The organism is Leptospira adleri (genome assembly GCF_002811985.1).
Lineage (GTDB): Bacteria > Spirochaetota > Leptospiria > Leptospirales > Leptospiraceae > Leptospira > Leptospira adleri.
Genome location: NZ_NPDU01000006.1, coordinates 16474 through 33830 on the forward strand (window position 1 = coordinate 16474; position 17357 = coordinate 33830).

Below are 17357 nucleotides of genomic sequence, written 5' to 3' on the forward strand. Positions count from 1 at the left end.
ATCGTTACTTCTTACAAAAAACTTGGACGGTCCTTCTTGTATAAATTCCGCCGATCGTCCAGTGAAGAATACTATCCATTAGATTTCTCTGAATAAAGATCTGGGGCTTCCCTTCTTTGCACGCGACTTCCGGCGCTTTGAAATTCTCGATCATTCCTACCAGATAACCGCCTTGAGTATAAATGGTTTCCGGTTTTTCCTGAGTCGGATTCGTAATCGGAGTTTGATTGGGATAAATTTGCAAAGTGGTATTGTGACAACCGAGGCCGAATAGAAAGAATAGGATGATTAAAATTCTTTTGAAAACTTTCATGTTCAAATCCTCAGTTGTAACAAATCAGAACGAGAGTTCTGGGGGAATAAATTCCTATCGTCAATTGTTCATAGAGAGAATCAAAAAACGTAGAATATTGATGCGCTTCCTTGACTCCGTTTGAACAATATCCGGTCGTATCGATCGGATAATTTTTAGGACTTAAGCCCCAGTAATAGTAAGCCTGAGGAATTACGTGCATCTGCGACGGTTCCGCGTTGAGTCTTTCCCTTTCTTCCAGTGCGCGTTTGCACTTCTTATCCGCTTTTTCCGAAAGACATTCTTTCGGAGGATCTTGATTGAAACGAACCCGAACGTGCTGGCAAAATGAAAATCCGAAGGATATCAAAAGTATTATAAAAATCTTAAATAGAATATTTTTATTCGATATGGACATAACCGTTCCCGAAGATTCCGGCAAAAAGATTAAAACTTGATTCTTCGGTTTTAGAATTTCGAAAAACTCTTAGTCGATAGCTGGCTTTTTCTAAAGGTTTAATTTCTATTTTGCAGGAATATGTATTTCCTGAATTTGTATTTGTACAATCTGTCTCTGTGTTGAACGGAAAATCTACCTGAATCAAACGGATCCTCAATTCTGAATTTGTGGAATCGATCTGAAAAACCCCCTGTAAGTTCTCCGCCTGCTTAAGAACGAAATTATAATATTTTTCGGTTTCGTTTGTTTCTATTTTTCCGTGAATAAATGCCTGAAAACGGATCATTCCGTTTTGCTCGTTTTTTAAAAAAGATAATTTTTCAGAATTGTCTCTTTTACAATAAGAGATCTGAAAAACAGAAAGAATTAATAATAAAATTAGAATTTTAGAATATTCTTTCATATTAATTGTTCTGCTGTCTGTAAACTCTCACGGGCTGGCTGTTTTTTCCCACGCTTATGTAGATGTAATTTACGCCGGCATCCGTTCCTGATATGGAGGAATAAATTTGACGGTTGTTCGTATCGCCCAATCCGTTTGCGCCGATTTGTTCCCAACTCGAAGAGGGAGATCCGGGATTTTGTACGTTGGTTCTCCAGATTTGAACTCCGCTTTCGTTGTCAAAACCGATATAAAGATAAGAACCGTTCCTCACCGCCATCGTGATGCTGTGGTTGGAAACGTTTCCGAAATTCGTAAAGCCGGAGCCGTCGTCTCCGACCAAAGACCAATCTCCGGCGTCGCAATTGGAATTGTTTCCAGTCAAAGTAGGATCACATTTCCAAAGTTGCGGTCTTCTGTTGTTATAGTTTCCGTTTGTACAACCGGAAATCGTTTGAACTGAATTTCTCAAACCGGAATTATCCTGAGAAGTGACGCATATCGTTCTAGTAAGATAAAGTTTTCCGTTAAATTCCGCAAACTGCGAGAAGGCTTTATCGGCCGGAATCAGATCGTAATACTTGGTAAGCTCCAAGGAGAACCAATTGTTGTTCGAGCCGTTATGCCATTTCGAATCCGTTCTCGGAGCTATGTCCGTCCAATTGGAACAGCTATCCAAGTCGTCGCAAGGAACCGGATTCCCGTTCGTGGAACGTATTATACTTCCATTATGCGAAGAATTCGGAAAGCCTCCGTTTGCCGCGTAAATTCTTCCGTTAAAGGAGAACAAGGAATCGATCCCGACGTAATAAGCCCAGTTGATGCGCGAATTGTTTCCTTCCGAGGATCCGCCGCCGAAATAAGGCATTCTATCGATTCTAAACCGATCGCCTCTCGTGCCGTCGTTCGCGTTACAATTACTTCCTATTGTACATCTGGATGTATCAGAAGAATTGAATGTGATTTTTCCGAAGTCGGGCGAGTTTGTGCTCTGATTTCGTTTCGCAAAACCTGCGTAGATTCTGTCGTTCATAACGTTGATGGAAGAAGTTCCTGCGGTGACGGTTCCCGTGATCGAACCCATGTCGATGTATTTGAAATCGAGCCCGGAATCCGTATCGGAAGAATAATACAAATAGTTGAAATTTTCGGAGGATCGCGAACCCGCCATAAGAATGTGTTCGGTTCCGCCTAACGATCCGGCCGAAAATACGCCGCGTCCGTCCTCGTTATCGGGACCGCAACCCGTCGCTTGGTTTGCTTCGTTCACGGAGCATCCGGTGTGACCGATGGTAACATAAGGAGGAACTCCGATTCCGCCGTCCCTCGTAGAAGCTGAGTTAGACGAAATATCGGATCCTCCGGAAGAGGTTGTGTCTTTTGTAAAGGAAAAGGATACCGACTCGGGTTGAGTTCCGTCGTAGTTAAAACGGACGGCTTGATTTCCGCCGGTGTTGGGTCCGATGTAAATTCTTCCGTTATAAGCGGTCAGATAACCGAAGGAAGAATCGTCGGCGAACGGGTTATTGGCGATCGGACCGTCCGTAAAATTCACCGGAGAACTTCCGCATCCGATAAAACTCGTTCTGTCCTTCGGAGAAGATTGAAGATTTTCAGAATCGGAAACGTTTCGAATCGCACCCCAGGAAGAATTGTCAAAGCCGTCTCCATCCAAGTTGTTTGCGGCGATGACAGTGTACTGACCGCCGCTCTGAGAGAGGGAGTGCGTTAGACACACTTTGGAAGGATCGGCCGCCGTTCCCCCGCAAACGGTTCCGTCCAGAATTTTTGCGCCGGTTATATTTCCTAAAGAGGAAACTCCGGTGAATTTATATCTCAGAGCGCACTGAGTCGAGTTCGAACATTCCGCTGACTTTGCGATGTCCGTTCCGGGATAGACCGATTTAGAAAAGGAAAGAATCACTCTTCCAACCGTGTTGCAGACAGCGCCGGAGATCTTCAGTTGTTCTTGACCGGAAAAATCCGCGTTGTTCGGACAGCCCAAAAGATTCGGAGCGAAGGAAAGATCGTGAATTCCGTTTTTATTGACTACGAGAGTGTACGTTTTTCCGGCAATTTGAGAACTGGAAAGAGTGATCGTAAACGAGTTCCCGCTTCCGCTGATCGTATTCAGAGCGAAGTCGCCCGTTTGAGAATTCGCGCTAAAATTCGAATTATCAAAACAGGATCCGGAGAGGGACGCGCTGTTTACGACTTTGTAATTTGAAAGATTGAGCGCTTCGGAGTTATTTACATTTTCTGAATATATCACCCGAATCGTAGTCGGAGACAAGGACACGACGGAAGTGACGGTGGGGGCGGTAGTGTCGATCGAGTTAACCGTCAGTATCGTATTCCCGGAAACGGAATTATAAGCGGCGGTGATTACCGAGTTCCCGCCGTTGATCCCGGCTGCAAGACCTTGAGTTCCGAGCGCGTTACTCACCGTCGCAAAAGAGTTGTTGGAGCTGGACCAAGTCGCCAACGAGGTTATATCCGCGGTGCTCGAATCGGAATACGTTCCGACGGCCGTAAATTGTTTTGTAGAAGTTGCGTTGATCGTCGGATTCGTAGGGGAGACTGCAATGGAGGATAACGTTGCCGGAGTTACGGTTAAATCCGTATTAGCCGAAATGGAACCTGAAAACGCGGAGATGGTATTCGTTCCCACTTGCAAAGCGCTGAGCATTCCTTCCGTCCCAACTGCGTTCGAGACGTTTGCCGATAAAGGATTGGAACTGGACCAAGAAACGAAAGCTGTAATGTCCTGCGAGGAGGAATCCGAGTAGATTCCTAACGCGTTAAATTGCCGGCTGAGTCCTTTTGCGAGACTCAGATGAACGGGGCTGATCTGAATCGAAACGAGCACCGCCGGATTTACCGTAAAGGTTACGGTATTGCTATTCAGGGAATTATAAACGGCATAAATGTCGGAAGAACCGGTGGCAAGAGCGGTGGAAAGCCCGACGCTTCCGAAAGCGTTGCTGATCGGGGCCACGTTTGTATCGGAAGAATACCAAGTCGCGAGCTGAGTCAGATCTTGACTCGTGCTATCGGTGAAAATTCCGGTGGCGATAAATTGTTGAGTGAGTCCTTTCGCCTTGTAAGGGGAGGGAGGACTCACGACGACGCTAACGAGTTCCGCGGGAGTCACGCTCATAACGCTCGTATTGCTCTGAAGAGAATTATAGACCGCAAATATATTAGAGTTACCTAATGAAATAGCCGAGGCCAGACCTTCCGAACCGGAAGCGTTTCCGATCAAAACCTTGGAAGAATCGGAGGACGACCAGGTTACCAAAGAAGTTAGATCCAGAGTTGAATTGTCCGAATAAATACCCGTGGCAGTGAATTGTTTCGTAAGGCCTTTTGCAACGGACGGATTCGTCGGCGTGACTTGGATCGAGATCAAAACCGCTGAGGAAACGGTAATACCTGAAGAACCGGAAATCGAACCGGAAGTTGCGGTAATCGTTGCGATTCCGGAGTTCAAAGTGGAGGCCAGACCATTGTTTCCTGAGGAATTGCTAATCTGAACGATTGCGGAATTGGAAGAAGACCAAAGGACCGAATTCGTAATATTTTGAGTAGTATTGTCCGTATAGGTTCCGGTCGCATCGAATTGTTGCGAAAACCCTTTTGCGACGGACGGATTCATCGGCGTAACTGAAATTGAAACCAATTCCGCCGGCGTGACCATAAAAGAAATCGCCGGACTGGAAACGGAGCCGAGAGCGGCGGTGATATTGCTCGAGCCCGGAAAGAGGGCATTCGTATAACCCTTGTTACCCGATACGTTCGAAATCTGCGCGATTACGGTATCGGAGGAATACCAAGTCACTATTTCGGTGATGTCCTGCGTGGAATTGTCCGTAAAAACGCCGGTTGCGGTAAAATTCTGAGACAATCCCTTGGCTTTCGTCGATGACGGAGGAGTGATTCCGATGGACACGAGTTCCGCGGCGGTTACGGATAACGTGACCGGAGGACTGACGACGGTTCCCAAACTCGCTTGGATGGAAGTCGTTCCGATTTCGTTTCCGAAGGCGGAACCTTCGCTACCGTTCGCGTTGGAAACCAAGGAAACGATCGGATTGGAAGAAGACCAAGTCACCGAAGAGGAAATGTCCGTATTGGAAGAATCGGAGTAAATCCCGGTGGCGGTGAAATTTCTCGTCAAACCCTTCGGCAGAGAAGGATTGGAAGGAGTCACTTGAATGGAAGTAAGAATTGCGGAAGTAACCGTAAACGAAGTATTCCCGTGAATGCTGCCTAACGTGGCGGTCACTATCGTGCTTCCGTTTGAAAAAGTTTGAGCCAAACCGTAGGAGCCGACCACGTTCGAGACGCCGACGATGGAAGACGAAGAAGTCCATGTTACCGAATTCGTGATGTCTTGAGTCGTATTGTCCGTGAAAGTTCCGGTTGCAAAAAACTGTTCCGTGAGACCTTTCGCCTTGGAAGAAAGGATCGGAGTTACCGCGATGGAAACTAACGTCGCCTGGGTTACGGTAAAATCGGTGTAACCTTCGATACCTCCGATGGAGGCGGTGATCGTGACGGTTCCGGAATCGAGAGAAGAACCCAAACCGTGCGAGCCGGAAGCGTTTGAAATCGTAAGAATGTTCGCGTCTGTCGTCGTCCAGGTCACCTGATCCGTGATATCCAAACTGGTGTTATCGGAAAGAATCCCGGTCGCCGTGAAAGAAGTCTGAAGACCTTTCGCGCCTGAAGAATTGACTGGGCTAACCGTAATCGAAACGAGAGAAGCCGCTGTTACGGTTAACGTAGAAGATCCTATCTTAGAACCCAATGTCGCAAAAACGGAAGTCGAGCCCGTTTCGATCGTTTGCGACAATCCGCCGTTTTGAATCGAAGCGATCGCCGTGTCCAAGACCGTCCAGGTCACAGAGTTTGTCAAATCCTGAGTGGAGTTATCCGAATAAATACCGGTTGCGGTGAATTGTATAACGGCGCCTAAGGGGACGCTAGGATTCGAAGGAGTCACTTGGATCGAGGAAAGCGCGACCCCGTTTGCGGTTAATAACAGAGAACCTTGTTTGGAACCGAAGGACGCGCGAATGCTGGCCGTTCCGGAAGATTGAGCCGTGGCTAAACCGGAAGGGTTGATCGAAATCAAAGAGTCGTTGCTGGAAGACCAGTTTGTCAAAGGATCGTTGGTCAGATCTTGATTGGAACCGTCCGAAAAAATTCCCGTTGCAAAGAGTTGTCTACTTGAACCGACGGCTAACGTGCCGGAATCCGAGCTTGTTATCTGAATCGAATTCAAAAGGGCTGGAGTGACGGATATCGTCAATCGGGAAGTAAAACCTTGGTAGTCCGCTTCCAGAGTGGACGCGCCAACGGAAAGTCCTCTCACCGAGTTACCTTCAATCGTCGCGATCGAATTGGAAGAAGAAAAAATCGTAGCTGAATTCGTGATGTCTCGGTTGGTTCCGTTGTCGAAAACGGCCGTCACTTGAAGTTGAGAACTTGTTCCTTTTGCGATGGAAGAATTTTGAGAAGTAAGTTCGATACGTGTAACGGAAGATTCGGAGCCGCTCGACGGAAGAAAGAAAAAACCGCCACCACCGCTTTTTTTTCCGGCCGCTAAACCCACCGCGCCGGTCAACATCGGCCAAGCCATACAACCTTGTAAAAATAAGAACACGGAAACGAGAACTAAAACTTTTTTGTACATCAATCTGACTTGCTATGAGTTTCGACGTTTCGATCTATTGAATTCCGGCATCTTGTTTACTTTTTTAATAATTCAGGATTAATCCGATTCTTATGAACGACTTAGAGTTTGTTTTTCAAAATTAAAGTACATAAATTTACTCTAATTTGCCATAACCTTGTGACGAACAACTTCTTGTGACCCGCTTATGAATCTCATTGAGATCTATGTCACTCAAGTGAATCCGAATTCTTAACCTGGAAGAACGGTTAAAAGGAATATTAAAAAAATATAATATTATATTTTGAAATCCGCGATCCTCCGTCGTGGGTACAAGTTCGGAATCGGAAAAAGAATCATTAGGGTTTTGGAAAAAAAATTCTGAATAAATATATGAGGAGCCTAATTTTCAAAAATGGATCAAAACTGTGTTTCTTTTTATGGCCGCTTGTGTCTAAATAACAGTATGAATCCAGTTTTATTCTTAGGTCACGGGTCTCCCATGAACTTGGTCATCCCGTCCGAATTCTCGCGCAGCTTGGAAGCCTTCGGTTCAAACTTAGAAGGCGTAAAAAATATCCTCGTCGTTTCGGCGCACTGGAAGACGAGAGGAACTTATGTGACAATTTCGGATCCTCCCGAACAAATTTACGATTTCTACGGATTTCCAGACGCGTTGTATGCAATCGAGTATCGTCCCAAAGGGGATTCTTCCCTGGCGAATCGAGTGAAAGAGCTCGTGAAAACAGTGCCGGTGCAGACCACGTCGGAATGGGGAATCGATCACGGAAGCTGGGGAGTTCTCTATTTTCTATTTCAAAAGGCGAATCTTCCGGTGGTTCAATTGAGCATCGACGCCAACCTAAGTCCCGAACAACAATACGGAATCGGACAGGAGTTAAGACGACTGAGAGAGGAAGGAACGTTGATCATCGGAAGCGGTAACATCGTTCACAATCTAGGAAAGGCGGACTTTCACAATATGAACGCGACTCCGGCTGACTGGGCGATCGAGTTCGACGAATTTGTTCGACAGGCGTTGGAATCCAGAAACGACAAGGCGATCCTGGAGTTTCAGAAGAAGGGCGATATCGCAAGGCTCGCGGCTCCTTCGACTGAACACTTTGAGCCGATCTTTTACGTTTTAGGCGCGATGATGCCCGAGGAAAAGATCAAGTTCATCCATCACAGTTTTCAAAATCGATCCGTTTCCATGCGGTCTTTCGTTGGCGTATAACGTTAGTCTTCATCTCCGGAAAGAACCCACTCTTTATTAGCGAGAGAATTCGTGACTTTCATGAGGTCTCTTTCCGGATCTATCAGAACCTGACTTTTTCTTCCGTTAAGCGAAACCATCACGTCCGCATAAACGGAAACGTCCTGACCGGTTCTTGTCTTTTCGTTTTCGCCGATCCAGTGCGCAAATTGAAGAATCAAATCCGGTTGATAACTCATCATAATTCTTTGAATCTCGTTGAGATGGGATTCGGGAAGAACCACCGTCGTTTCGCCGGTTTGCTGATTCACCACTCGAAAGGAAGCGATTCCGTTTTTTTGAACGAGCATGATCTGCCAGGAAAATCGGAAACCCTGCTCGGTCCAGAGATGATAACCTGGATAAAGAAAATGTCTGAGAGGCAAAAGAATCTGAAGAAGAACGTAAAAGATCCAGAAATATCGGAAGGAGCGATCTGATAAAATAAAACCGAATTTTTTCCGAAGACCGCTTCCCTTTGAAAAAAGAAAACTTTCGGATTGAAGGGATTTTTTTTCGAGGAAACCCAAGAAGGATTCTATAAAAGAAAAAACCGATCTTCTGAAATGGATAGGAAAACGAGTCCATAAGAAAAGAAGAATATTCTCCCGATTCGGAAGCATACTTCTGGATTTAAGGAAACGAAACAGATCCACGGGCCAAGTGGGCGAAAAGAAAAGGGTCGCGTTTAGGATCATCACCCACGGAAACATTCCGATCGGAAATAATTTCCAAGTCAAAAAATGGAATATTAGAACTAATGAATATCCGAAGGCTCTCGTTTTTCGGTTTAAAAGTAAGAATGGAACCGTGAGATCGAAAATCAAACCGGCGTAGCTGAAAAGATAACCGGTCGCCGGCATGGAAAGTGTCGAGCCGAAAACGGGAATATCCGAGTTTCTTAAAAGCCAGATACGGACCGGCTGTGCGTCCACTAGCCAATCCGGGACCAACTTCCCGATTCCTCCGAAAAAATAAACGGCTCCGATTTGAAAACGCAAGAGGTAAAGATTCCAGGCGGGGATCGGTTCGATTTCCTGAATTGTCTTGTTTTTGAATATTCTAAAAATATGAAATACGTTCAAAGCCCGATCCGCGGGGATCCAGACGAGTAGGAATAGGATGAGGCAGATCAGATAGTAATGGTTCAGATAAACCGCGACTTCTAAAAGATTGACATAGGTGAAGATGATAAAAAAACAAAGAATCGAAATTCTATAAAAGATCCCCAAGGAAATAAAAATTGCGAAAAAAAGAAGAGAAACGAAGAGGGGATACAAAATCCAAGCGGGCAAAACGCCGACCCAGGAAAGTCCGTAGAATTTGAAATGAAAAACCGGGTCTAAAAAGTATTTCGAAATCCATCCGTTAGCAAAATAACGAAATGCTAATATAAAAAGTAGAAAACCGAATACGATCCTATAAAAACCGAGCGACCAGGCGGGGACGGGATCAAATGCCCGGGAGTAGAGATTGGGAATTCGTTTTTCTCGCATAATAACCGGATCCGATATGTTTCCACTCGCCAGAAAAACGTTTCTTTGAAAGTTCTGCAAGCATTCCAGGGATCGCAGATTGAGAATCGGGTAAAAGCTCGTTCGTATGAAACACTTCTTCCATTCCCAAAGAGATGGTTTTTAGATCCAAGACGTCCGCGCCTTCACGAATCAAAAGTTCGCCGCCTTGATTTCGAGTCTGGCTCGGATGAGAAAATATAAAGATCTGACGATTCTGTTCTATCGCGTTGTGCGCGGAAGAAATCGCTCCTGATTTTTCGGGCGCTTCCAGAATAAAAACGGAGGAACAGATTCCGGTGATGATTCGATTTCGTTTTGGAAAAGAATATTTTAATGGGACATGACCCGGCGGATATTCAGTAAGAATCAGAGCGCGGTCCGATTCTTTCAAACTTCGATACAACTTTTTATTTTCAAGCGGGTATTCCGTTTCAGGTCCGGTTCCCATAACGCCTATGACCGCCAAGCCTTCTTCCAATGCCGAACTCATAGAGACCGCGTCGATTCCCTTTGCGAGACCGGAAACGATTCCGAAAAAATTCTGCTTCTTGAGAAACGAAGGAAGTAGAGTTGCGGTAAAGGAGGAGATCGGAGACGGTTCTCTTGTGCCGACGACCGCGGCTAAATTCTCGCTAAGAATTTTCCGATTCCCTTTCGCAAAAAGAATCAAAGGAGGATCGAAGATTTCCTTCAGCAAGAGCGGATATTCCTCGTCGAAGATGGAAAGGATCGAAAAGCCCAGTCTCTGAACTTCGTCGGAAATCGTAGTCGCGGAAGATTCCGCGTTTTTCAAAATCGATTCAGGAAGCGAGGAGCGTAGATTCTTACCGGCTTCTTCCCAAGAATTCCATTTTTTGAATATTCTTGTCCGAATACAGAATTGAGAAACCTTCGGGTCTGCGAGAACTAGAGGATTCATTCTTTTTTCTGAGAGTTTTCGGAAATCTTCTTTAGATTTTGAAGAACGTTCTGATAAGAATCGTTTTTATCCAGACCTTCACGGACCAAACCCGCGTCGTTCAATTCTTCGATCGTTTTTTTGATTTTAAGATATTCTTCTTTTGAATCCTCGGTTTTGCCGAGTCTGTATAAAAAGTTGGCCTTTGCAAAACGCGCGGGGACGTTTCTAAATTCTTTTTTTAGAATATCGTCCAAGATCCGCAGCGCCTTATCCTGATCGTGAAACCCCGCCGAAACTCCTTCCCAAGAAGAATCCGGCATGGACGAATCGAAGTAGATCAGCGCCAACTGAAACGGAAATCTGGAATCTCTCGGATCTTGAATCGCAAGATGAGTAAAAAGATCGATCGCGATCTGCCTTCTTGCGGTTTCCCAACCTCGGTCTTTCGAGGCGTTGGCGTAAGCGAGAGCGGTTTCGTATAACAGCTGTTGGTCGATCGGTTTTAAAAGAAGGGCCTTTTCAAAAAACGGAATCGCGGGTTCGAAGAAGTGGAGTTCTGCCCCCACGATTTCGACTTTTTTTCCTTCGTTGTTTTCCTTCAAAGCTCGGTTGTAGTACTTAACTCCCATGTCGTAGTCGCCGATCTTCATATAACCCTGCGCGATTTTCCAACTCAAGGCGCCCGCGGATCTTGTCTTTTGAACCATCGCGGAGATTTTTTTTTCAAGATCTATGATTTCGGCTTCGTTCAGGGCGAGTCTTTCTTTCCAAGCCTCTAAATCTTCCACGGTAGGCGGTCTTTCTCCTCGGTTTTGAAATCCGAAGTTTTTGGATCTTTCACAGGAAACAAAAAAGAAAACGGTAAAGAAAACGAGAATGCGTAGAATGTTGTATGACATGAAACTTCCTCGAAACGGGTGAGACTTCCTTAGTATCTTATCGGCCAACCGAAAAAATCTCCTCTCCCTAAATGTTACGGTTCTCGGATGGAAGCGAGGAAGGCGGAATTCGAGGTGGAAAAATAAAAAAGCGGAGGAATCCCCGCTTTTTTTTCAAAACAAAAGTTTAGTCTTTCGCGGAACCGGCGACCAAAAGCGCCGCGCCGAGCAAGGAAAGATCTTTGAGAAAGGTAACCGTGGACATTTGATTTCCCGCCACGGCGCCCGGAAGATGAATCAAAACGATAAAAATTCCGAGAAGAACCGCGAGGAGAGTTGCCGCGAGATGAGTTTTGATTCCCGTTATGATGGAAACCGCCGCAGCGATCAGCGCCAAGCCGATAAGATAAACCCAGACAATCGGAAAGGGAATGTAGGAAGGAACCATACCGGACATCGCCGGAGCCGAAAGGAAGTGGAACAATCCGAAAATCGCAAAGGGAACCGCATATACGATTTTACCTATTTTTTTCATACTAACTCCTTAATTCTTAAGATTCCCAAGAAGAATTTAATCTTCCCGAATATTATAGGTGCTGAATCTTGATTGAACATTGGACTCCTGCAATCAGAATTTGACCGTAAAATCAAAGCGGTTTCTATCTTTTGAATATAAAAAAGCTCGATAAAACGGATGTGCACTGGATCTACCTGCTCGAAACCGCCTGTTTCGGAGCGGAGGCCTGGACCGAAGAGATGATACTTTCCCATTTTACGGAATCGGAAGGGATCGGGGTCGGAGATTTGGGTTACGTGCTTTACAAAACCGTAGGAGACGAAATCGAAATCTATAAGGTCGCGGTTCATCCTTCTCAGAGAAGAAGTGGAAAAGCAAAATGGATTTTAGAATCCCTGCTAAACGCTCAAAAAGAAAAAACTTTTTTTTTAGAGGTGAGTTCTCACAATCTTCCAGCGATCGGTTTGTATCAATCCTGCGGATTTCAGAGGATTCATATTAGAAAACACTACTATACTGACGGCTCTGACGCGCTCATTTTCAAAAAAGTCCACGCGGACGATTTTGAAAACTTCAGTTTCGACGTTCCGGGTTAGGCGAACTCTACGAATGACTTCGGTTTGACGTTTCTGTTAAGCGACCAAAATCGAAGGGATAAAAAATGGAACCCCCTCGAACGAGTGAGTCTGATTTCCGTAACGGGGAATCAAATGCCCTCCAAAACCCGTTTCAAGAGAATAAAACCGATTTTTTGTAAACTTTCCTACTTACTTTTTGAATTTTAGATGCAAGATTCAATTTCTGGGTTACACTGTAATTGTTGGAAAATTATAAAATGAAAAGAATCTTTTTCACTCTCGTTTTGATTTTGTTTTGTAGCCTATCCGCAAACTGTTTTTTAAATCCCCTTTCTCAGTTCGTCACCGAATCTATTTTTCCAACAAAAGAAAATTGCCCGAATTGCACTGAACAACAATTCGCGGCGCTGGCGGCCGTGATTAAGCCGAACGCAAACGGAATCAAAGCGTTCGCGTTCGATCTATCGTCTTCTTTTTCAAATTATTGCGGGTCCGGAATTTGCGCCGGAGGAATCACGGAAGCGCAGCCGAACTCGACCGTCACCGTTGCGGTTCCTTTTGGAACGGACGTAAGTTCGCTTAAGGCTACCTTTTCCATTGCTGAAAAATCGAAACTGGAAGTGGGGGGAATTCTTCAAGTTTCAGGAATCACCGCTCAGAATTTTACGAACCCGGTCGTTTACCAATACACGGATGAAAACGGTGTTTCACAAAATTATTCCGTGACCGTAAAACCCGCGTTATCTGGGGATCAGGTCAACGGAACCGTTTTGGTTTCGGGGATGTATCTTTGGACGAAATGTTCTTACGGTCAACTCTGGAGACCCGGGTTCAACGATTGTCAGGGTAAGGGAAACGAAAGCGATAATTACGGAGCCAATCTCGGCGTCGCGTTTTGCGATACGGACGACGGAGCCTGCGACCCGTACGGAAAAGCGGAATTTCAGAATGCTTGTTACGAAATGCAAACCGCTCTATCCCCTCCGAATATTCCTTCGAACGTTATGCGGCCCGGCTCTTTTAACGATCTGAATCTTTTGACGTCGTGCCCTTCTTATTCGAAGGGGCCGATGTGCGGAACAGGAGATCAATGTCCGGGTAACACGGGGTCGACGATCAATGCGACGTTGTTTCCACAGACGGTAAACGGATACTATTGGACCTTCAGTCCCGGCGGGTGTTCGGCCGCGACGCTGCAAGTGATTCAATTCGGCGGGACGAGCAATACGACGACACACACTAAAAGTAGCAAAGGGAAAGCCATCCGTTGTATGTACAACATTTTTTCATGATTGAAATTCTTAAGAATAAGATTGTCGACGATTCTTGCCGAAATTGTATTATGATTTTAGAATATATTTCAAGTCTGTCGTTTTGATAGCAAAAAAAAGAGGCCGTTGCCGGAGTTGTTTATTGCATGAAAGTTAAATTCTACATTTTGTTCCCATTCTTTTTGGTTGTTCTTCTTTCGAATTGTAAGATCGATCAGAGATTGAGCGAAGATAAAAATCATCGAACGATTTTGGCGTCCGCAGACGCAGCGTGTAAGGTCGCCGCCGTCGAACCTCTTTATTCTTTTTTGTTCGGTTTGGTTCCTGTGTTTCGTAAGCCGGAACCGAGCGTTCCTTCCGGTCAGACTTTGAGAATCACGGAAGTTACGAATTGGAAAGACTATGCGGTTACGTTAGTCGGAGGTTGGGCGATCACTCTTGTGAGAAGAACCAGAACCATCGAATTTTGCGAAGAGAGTTTGTTTGCAAGCAGTTGGAATCCGGAAAGACAAACCGTGGATCAAACCCTTTATCAGATGGCCGTTTCCGGAAAGGTGGTTTTACTTTTAAAATCCGGCGAGTCATTTTCCCAGGTTCGGATTCTCGGATTTGACGAAAGTTCAGTCGATGTCGAAGCTGTGATCCCGGATCCGAACGGCGGTTTTACGGACCGCGCGATTCTTAGGGACGGCTCGACCGTCGATGGAAAACAGATCGGACAGGATGATAAAGAAGTTCAGATGGAGAATCTGGAAGGAAAAAAGATCACCATTCAAAAAACGAACCTGCATAAGATTGATATGCGCGTTCCGAAAACGATCAAAGAAAAAAGAAATGTTCTGAAGGTGGATATTTCCAAGATCGCGTTCGAGGATTCTTTAAAAAAATAGAAGTCTTAGTTTTGTTAAAAAAAACGGCCCTGTGGACGTATAAAACTTCCGTGGTTGGGGAATTCCGAGCCAAGCCGATTTGAAAAGAAACCCATTTTTCATTTTGTCTTTTGGAACGAACTTCGAAATGGAAGAATCTTCCTTTTGGAACGTATTCTATTCCTGCGATAAGGCGCGGAAATGAATTTCATTTCTCGCGCAATCTTATGAAAAAAAGTTTCAACTAATCTTTGGAATTCTTTCCCAGAAGAATCGTACAGAAGGTTCCGATCCCCTCCTGTCTTCCCAAGGCCCCCATCTTTTCCGTCGTAGTCGCCTTGATAGAAACACATTCCGGGGGAAGAGACAATAAACTACTTAAGGAATTTGTAATTCTTTCTTTGAGAGGAGCGATCTTCGGCCTTTCAGCGATTACGGTACAGTCCACGTTGACGAGGTGAAAGTTTCTTTCTTTCAAGAGTTCCAAACATTTGGAAAGAATGATTTTGCTGTCGATGTTCTTTAGTTTCGGATCCGTGTCCGGAAAGTATTGCCCGATATCGCCGAGGGCCAACGCTCCGAGGATCGCGTCTGAAATCGCGTGAAGAATGATGTCCGCATCCGAATGTCCCACGAGCGCGAATTCCGACTCGCATTCGATTCCTCCTAAAATTAGAGGCCGCTCCGAGTTAATCTCGAGTTTGTGGAAATCGATTCCGTTTCCGATTCGATACATTGGTATATTCCTAAATGATAATATTTCTATCGGCGTAAGAATTTACAGCGTGTTCTAAAACATTCTTTTACTTTCTCAGAAAAATCAAGCTGCAAGTTTCTGTCCCAGTTTTGGGACGGAAACTTATATTTTTCGAAGTTTCTGTTTTTTAAAAAGCAAATCTTTTTTATACGCTCGATATTTGTTCCGACAAATCAATTTCTCGAAGGCGGACGAAGCCCGTCGACCTAGAAAAGTGTGAGTTCCTACTTTTTCAAGATCTCACGCACCGACCTTTGTCTTTGAGAGAAAAGTATGAGTTCCTACTTTTTCAAGATCTCACGCACCGACCTTTGTCTTTGAGAGAAAAGTATGAGTTCCTACATTTCGAAGTCTCACGCGCCGACCTTTCTCTTTGAGAGAAAAGTATGAGTTCCTACTTTTTAAAAGAAAGGTCCAACATTCTTTGAACGGACATTCTTCCCTTCTCAATCACCTCGGGATCCAAATGAATTTCAAACTGATCGTAGAGAAGAGCGTCTCTAATTTTTTCCAAGGTGATTTTTTTCATGTGAGGGCAGACCTGACACGTGGAAACAAAATGTCTGTCCGGGAACTCGGAGCGAAGATTGTCTCCCATGGAACATTCCGTAATCAAAAAGATGTCCTTCGCTCCCGATTTACGAATGAATTCGCTCATCTGCGACGTGGAACCGGAGTAATCGGAATGATCCACAACTTCGGTTTTACATTCGGGATGCGAGATCACCGTAACTCCCGGAAACTGCCTTCTTGTGAGTTCGATGTCTTCCGCGGAATACATCTCGTGAACCATACAGCTTCCGGGATGTGTGATGATTTTCTTCTTGGTTAGATTCTGAACGTTCGCCGCCAAATACTGGTCGGGTAAAAAAATGACCGTGTCGCTTTCCAAAGATTCTACCACCTGCAGCGCGTTAGCCGAAGTGCAGCAGATATCCGTTTCGGCTTTCACGTCCGCGGTGCAGTTCACGTAAGTCACGACGGGAACTCCGGGATATTTTTTCTTAAGATCGATTACGTCCTGTCTCGTAATACTTTCCGCGAGAGAACATCCGGCCTTCAGATCCGCTATGAGAACCTTTTTTTGCGGGGACATAAGTTTTGCGGTCTCGGCCATAAAATGGACGCCGTTAAAAAGAATGATGTCCGCCGATGTGTCGGCTGCGACCTTACTTAAGTAGAGAGAATCTCCGGTGATATCGGAAACCCCGTGAAAAACGTCCGGGGTCATGTAGTTGTGTCCGAGGAGAACCGCATTCTTCTCTTTTTTTAATTTTTGAATCTCTTGAATCAGCGGAAGTTTTTCATCCACTTCATGATCCATGTAAGTGCTCTTGAGAGCTTTGGTGATTTCTTCGAGGGTTTTCATAAGTAGGGCCAATAAGTTGTTGTGGTCGAAATTCCTTTTAACTTCGGGTAAGCGGGATCAACCCCCGTATTACAATTAGACTGGCATTGTCTCCAAAGATTCCCGCTATTTGAGGAACCGGAGCGTTTTGCGTTTTCAAAATCTTTTTCGGTTTCATAGGAGCAGGATCCGTTCGAGGAAAGGTAGTTTAGATAGAATGTGGAATTACATTTACTCCAACAACGGAGGAGTTCGTCGAGAGTTTCTCTGTTTTGAAGATTAGCCGGCTGGATTCCGTTTTGAAAACGATCCAACTCGGCGGGCTTACATCTGTCGCTGATAATAACCGGAGTTTTAAGACAAAGGTTTCCTTGAGTGTAATACTCGACGCAAGATGGATTCGATGCGGACGCGAGGAGCCAACTTATAAGTTGTTGGTCTTTAGAGTCGGAATCTTTCTTCGATGCAAAACATCCGATCAAAGAAAGGAGACAAAGTAGAATAAAAATGGATCGTTTGTGCACAGCAAAATCCGTTCCCATTCAATTTCTCTCGAGAGAAGTCTTGCTTCAATCAAAAAATAGAATCAGAATCTTGCCTGATTTAAATTGCCTACCCGCATTTTTAAAATATATTGACACGATTTATTTCG

General features: G+C 45.0%; 15 protein-coding genes. 4 read left to right on the forward strand and 11 right to left on the reverse strand.

All coding sequences use genetic code 11. The features are described 5' to 3' along the window. Positions 1–4: 4 nt before the first annotated feature. From CH376_RS03365 to CH376_RS03380, 4 genes are all read right to left on the reverse strand, one after another. Complete coding sequence (locus CH376_RS03365; protein ID WP_100787588.1) at positions 5–313, reverse strand: LA_3781 family PerA/PerB upregulated protein; 309 nt, start codon at positions 311–313, stop codon at positions 5–7. A gap of 10 nt (positions 314–323) precedes the next feature. Then, on the reverse strand, positions 324–704 hold the full coding sequence (locus CH376_RS24000) for a Bor/Iss family lipoprotein (protein WP_125231989.1): 381 nt from the start codon (positions 702–704) through the stop codon (positions 324–326). Beyond that, entirely contained in the window at positions 694–1038 is a 345-nt protein-coding gene (locus tag CH376_RS03375; protein WP_243394852.1) for an LIC_10463 family lipoprotein, read from the reverse strand. Before CH376_RS03375 ends, CH376_RS24000 begins: the two co-directional genes overlap by 11 nt. Positions 1039–1156: 118 nt before the next feature. Beyond that, positions 1157–6835, reverse strand: coding sequence for a beta strand repeat-containing protein (locus tag CH376_RS03380; protein ID WP_100787589.1), 5679 nt, complete (start codon positions 6833–6835; stop codon positions 1157–1159). Between the two features lie 445 nt (positions 6836–7280). Here CH376_RS03380 and ygiD point away from each other — a divergent pair, with 445 nt between their 5' ends. After that, positions 7281–8051 carry a 4,5-DOPA-extradiol-dioxygenase gene (ygiD, locus tag CH376_RS03385; RefSeq protein ID WP_100787590.1) on the forward strand — a complete coding sequence of 257 codons (771 nt, stop codon included), beginning with the start codon at positions 7281–7283 and terminating at the stop codon, positions 8049–8051. A gap of 2 nt (positions 8052–8053) precedes the next feature. On the opposite strand, the gene CH376_RS03390 is transcribed toward ygiD, so the two are convergent. The 4 genes from CH376_RS03390 to CH376_RS03405 all read right to left on the reverse strand — a co-directional run bounded on the left by CH376_RS03390 (position 8054) and on the right by CH376_RS03405 (position 11900). After that, positions 8054–9565, reverse strand: coding sequence for an HTTM domain-containing protein (locus CH376_RS03390; RefSeq protein WP_100787591.1), 1512 nt, complete (start codon positions 9563–9565; stop codon positions 8054–8056). Further along, on the reverse strand, positions 9522–10505 hold the full coding sequence (locus CH376_RS03395; RefSeq protein WP_100787592.1) for a DNA-processing protein DprA: 984 nt from the start codon (positions 10503–10505) through the stop codon (positions 9522–9524). Before CH376_RS03395 ends, CH376_RS03390 begins: the two co-directional genes overlap by 44 nt. Next, positions 10502–11386: a tetratricopeptide repeat protein gene (locus CH376_RS03400; protein WP_100787593.1), complete on the reverse strand. Its 885-nt coding sequence runs from the start codon at positions 11384–11386 to the stop codon at positions 10502–10504. Before CH376_RS03400 ends, CH376_RS03395 begins: the two co-directional genes overlap by 4 nt. Positions 11387–11552: 166 nt before the next feature. Continuing rightward, entirely contained in the window at positions 11553–11900 is a 348-nt protein-coding gene (locus CH376_RS03405; protein WP_100787594.1) for a DoxX family protein, read from the reverse strand. A 131-nt stretch (positions 11901–12031) separates the two neighbouring features. On the opposite strand from CH376_RS03405, the gene CH376_RS03410 reads away from it, so the two are divergent. From CH376_RS03410 to CH376_RS03420, 3 genes are all read left to right on the forward strand, one after another. Then, positions 12032–12478 (forward strand): GNAT family N-acetyltransferase, encoded by a 447-nt coding sequence (locus CH376_RS03410; RefSeq protein WP_100787595.1) that lies wholly within the window; start codon positions 12032–12034, stop codon positions 12476–12478. Positions 12479–12717: 239 nt separating this feature from the next. Further along, positions 12718–13752 carry a glycoside hydrolase xylanase gene (locus CH376_RS03415; protein ID WP_100787596.1) on the forward strand — a complete coding sequence of 345 codons (1035 nt, stop codon included), beginning with the start codon at positions 12718–12720 and terminating at the stop codon, positions 13750–13752. A gap of 125 nt (positions 13753–13877) precedes the next feature. Continuing rightward, on the forward strand, positions 13878–14621 hold the full coding sequence (locus tag CH376_RS03420; protein ID WP_100787597.1) for an LIC_13076 family protein: 744 nt from the start codon (positions 13878–13880) through the stop codon (positions 14619–14621). A 223-nt stretch (positions 14622–14844) separates the two neighbouring features. Here the strand turns inward: CH376_RS03420 and ispF are convergent, their stop codons facing one another. The 3 genes from ispF to CH376_RS03435 form a co-directional block, all read right to left on the reverse strand. Beyond that, entirely contained in the window at positions 14845–15336 is a 492-nt protein-coding gene (gene ispF, locus CH376_RS03425) for a 2-C-methyl-D-erythritol 2,4-cyclodiphosphate synthase (RefSeq protein ID WP_100787598.1), read from the reverse strand. A gap of 415 nt (positions 15337–15751) precedes the next feature. Continuing rightward, a complete protein-coding gene (nadA, locus tag CH376_RS03430; protein ID WP_100787599.1) occupies positions 15752–16726 on the reverse strand; it encodes a quinolinate synthase NadA in 975 nt (324 codons plus the stop codon). Next, complete coding sequence (locus CH376_RS03435; RefSeq protein ID WP_100787600.1) at positions 16723–17247, reverse strand: hypothetical protein; 525 nt, start codon at positions 17245–17247, stop codon at positions 16723–16725. Before CH376_RS03435 ends, nadA begins: the two co-directional genes overlap by 4 nt. Positions 17248–17357 lie beyond the last annotated feature (110 nt).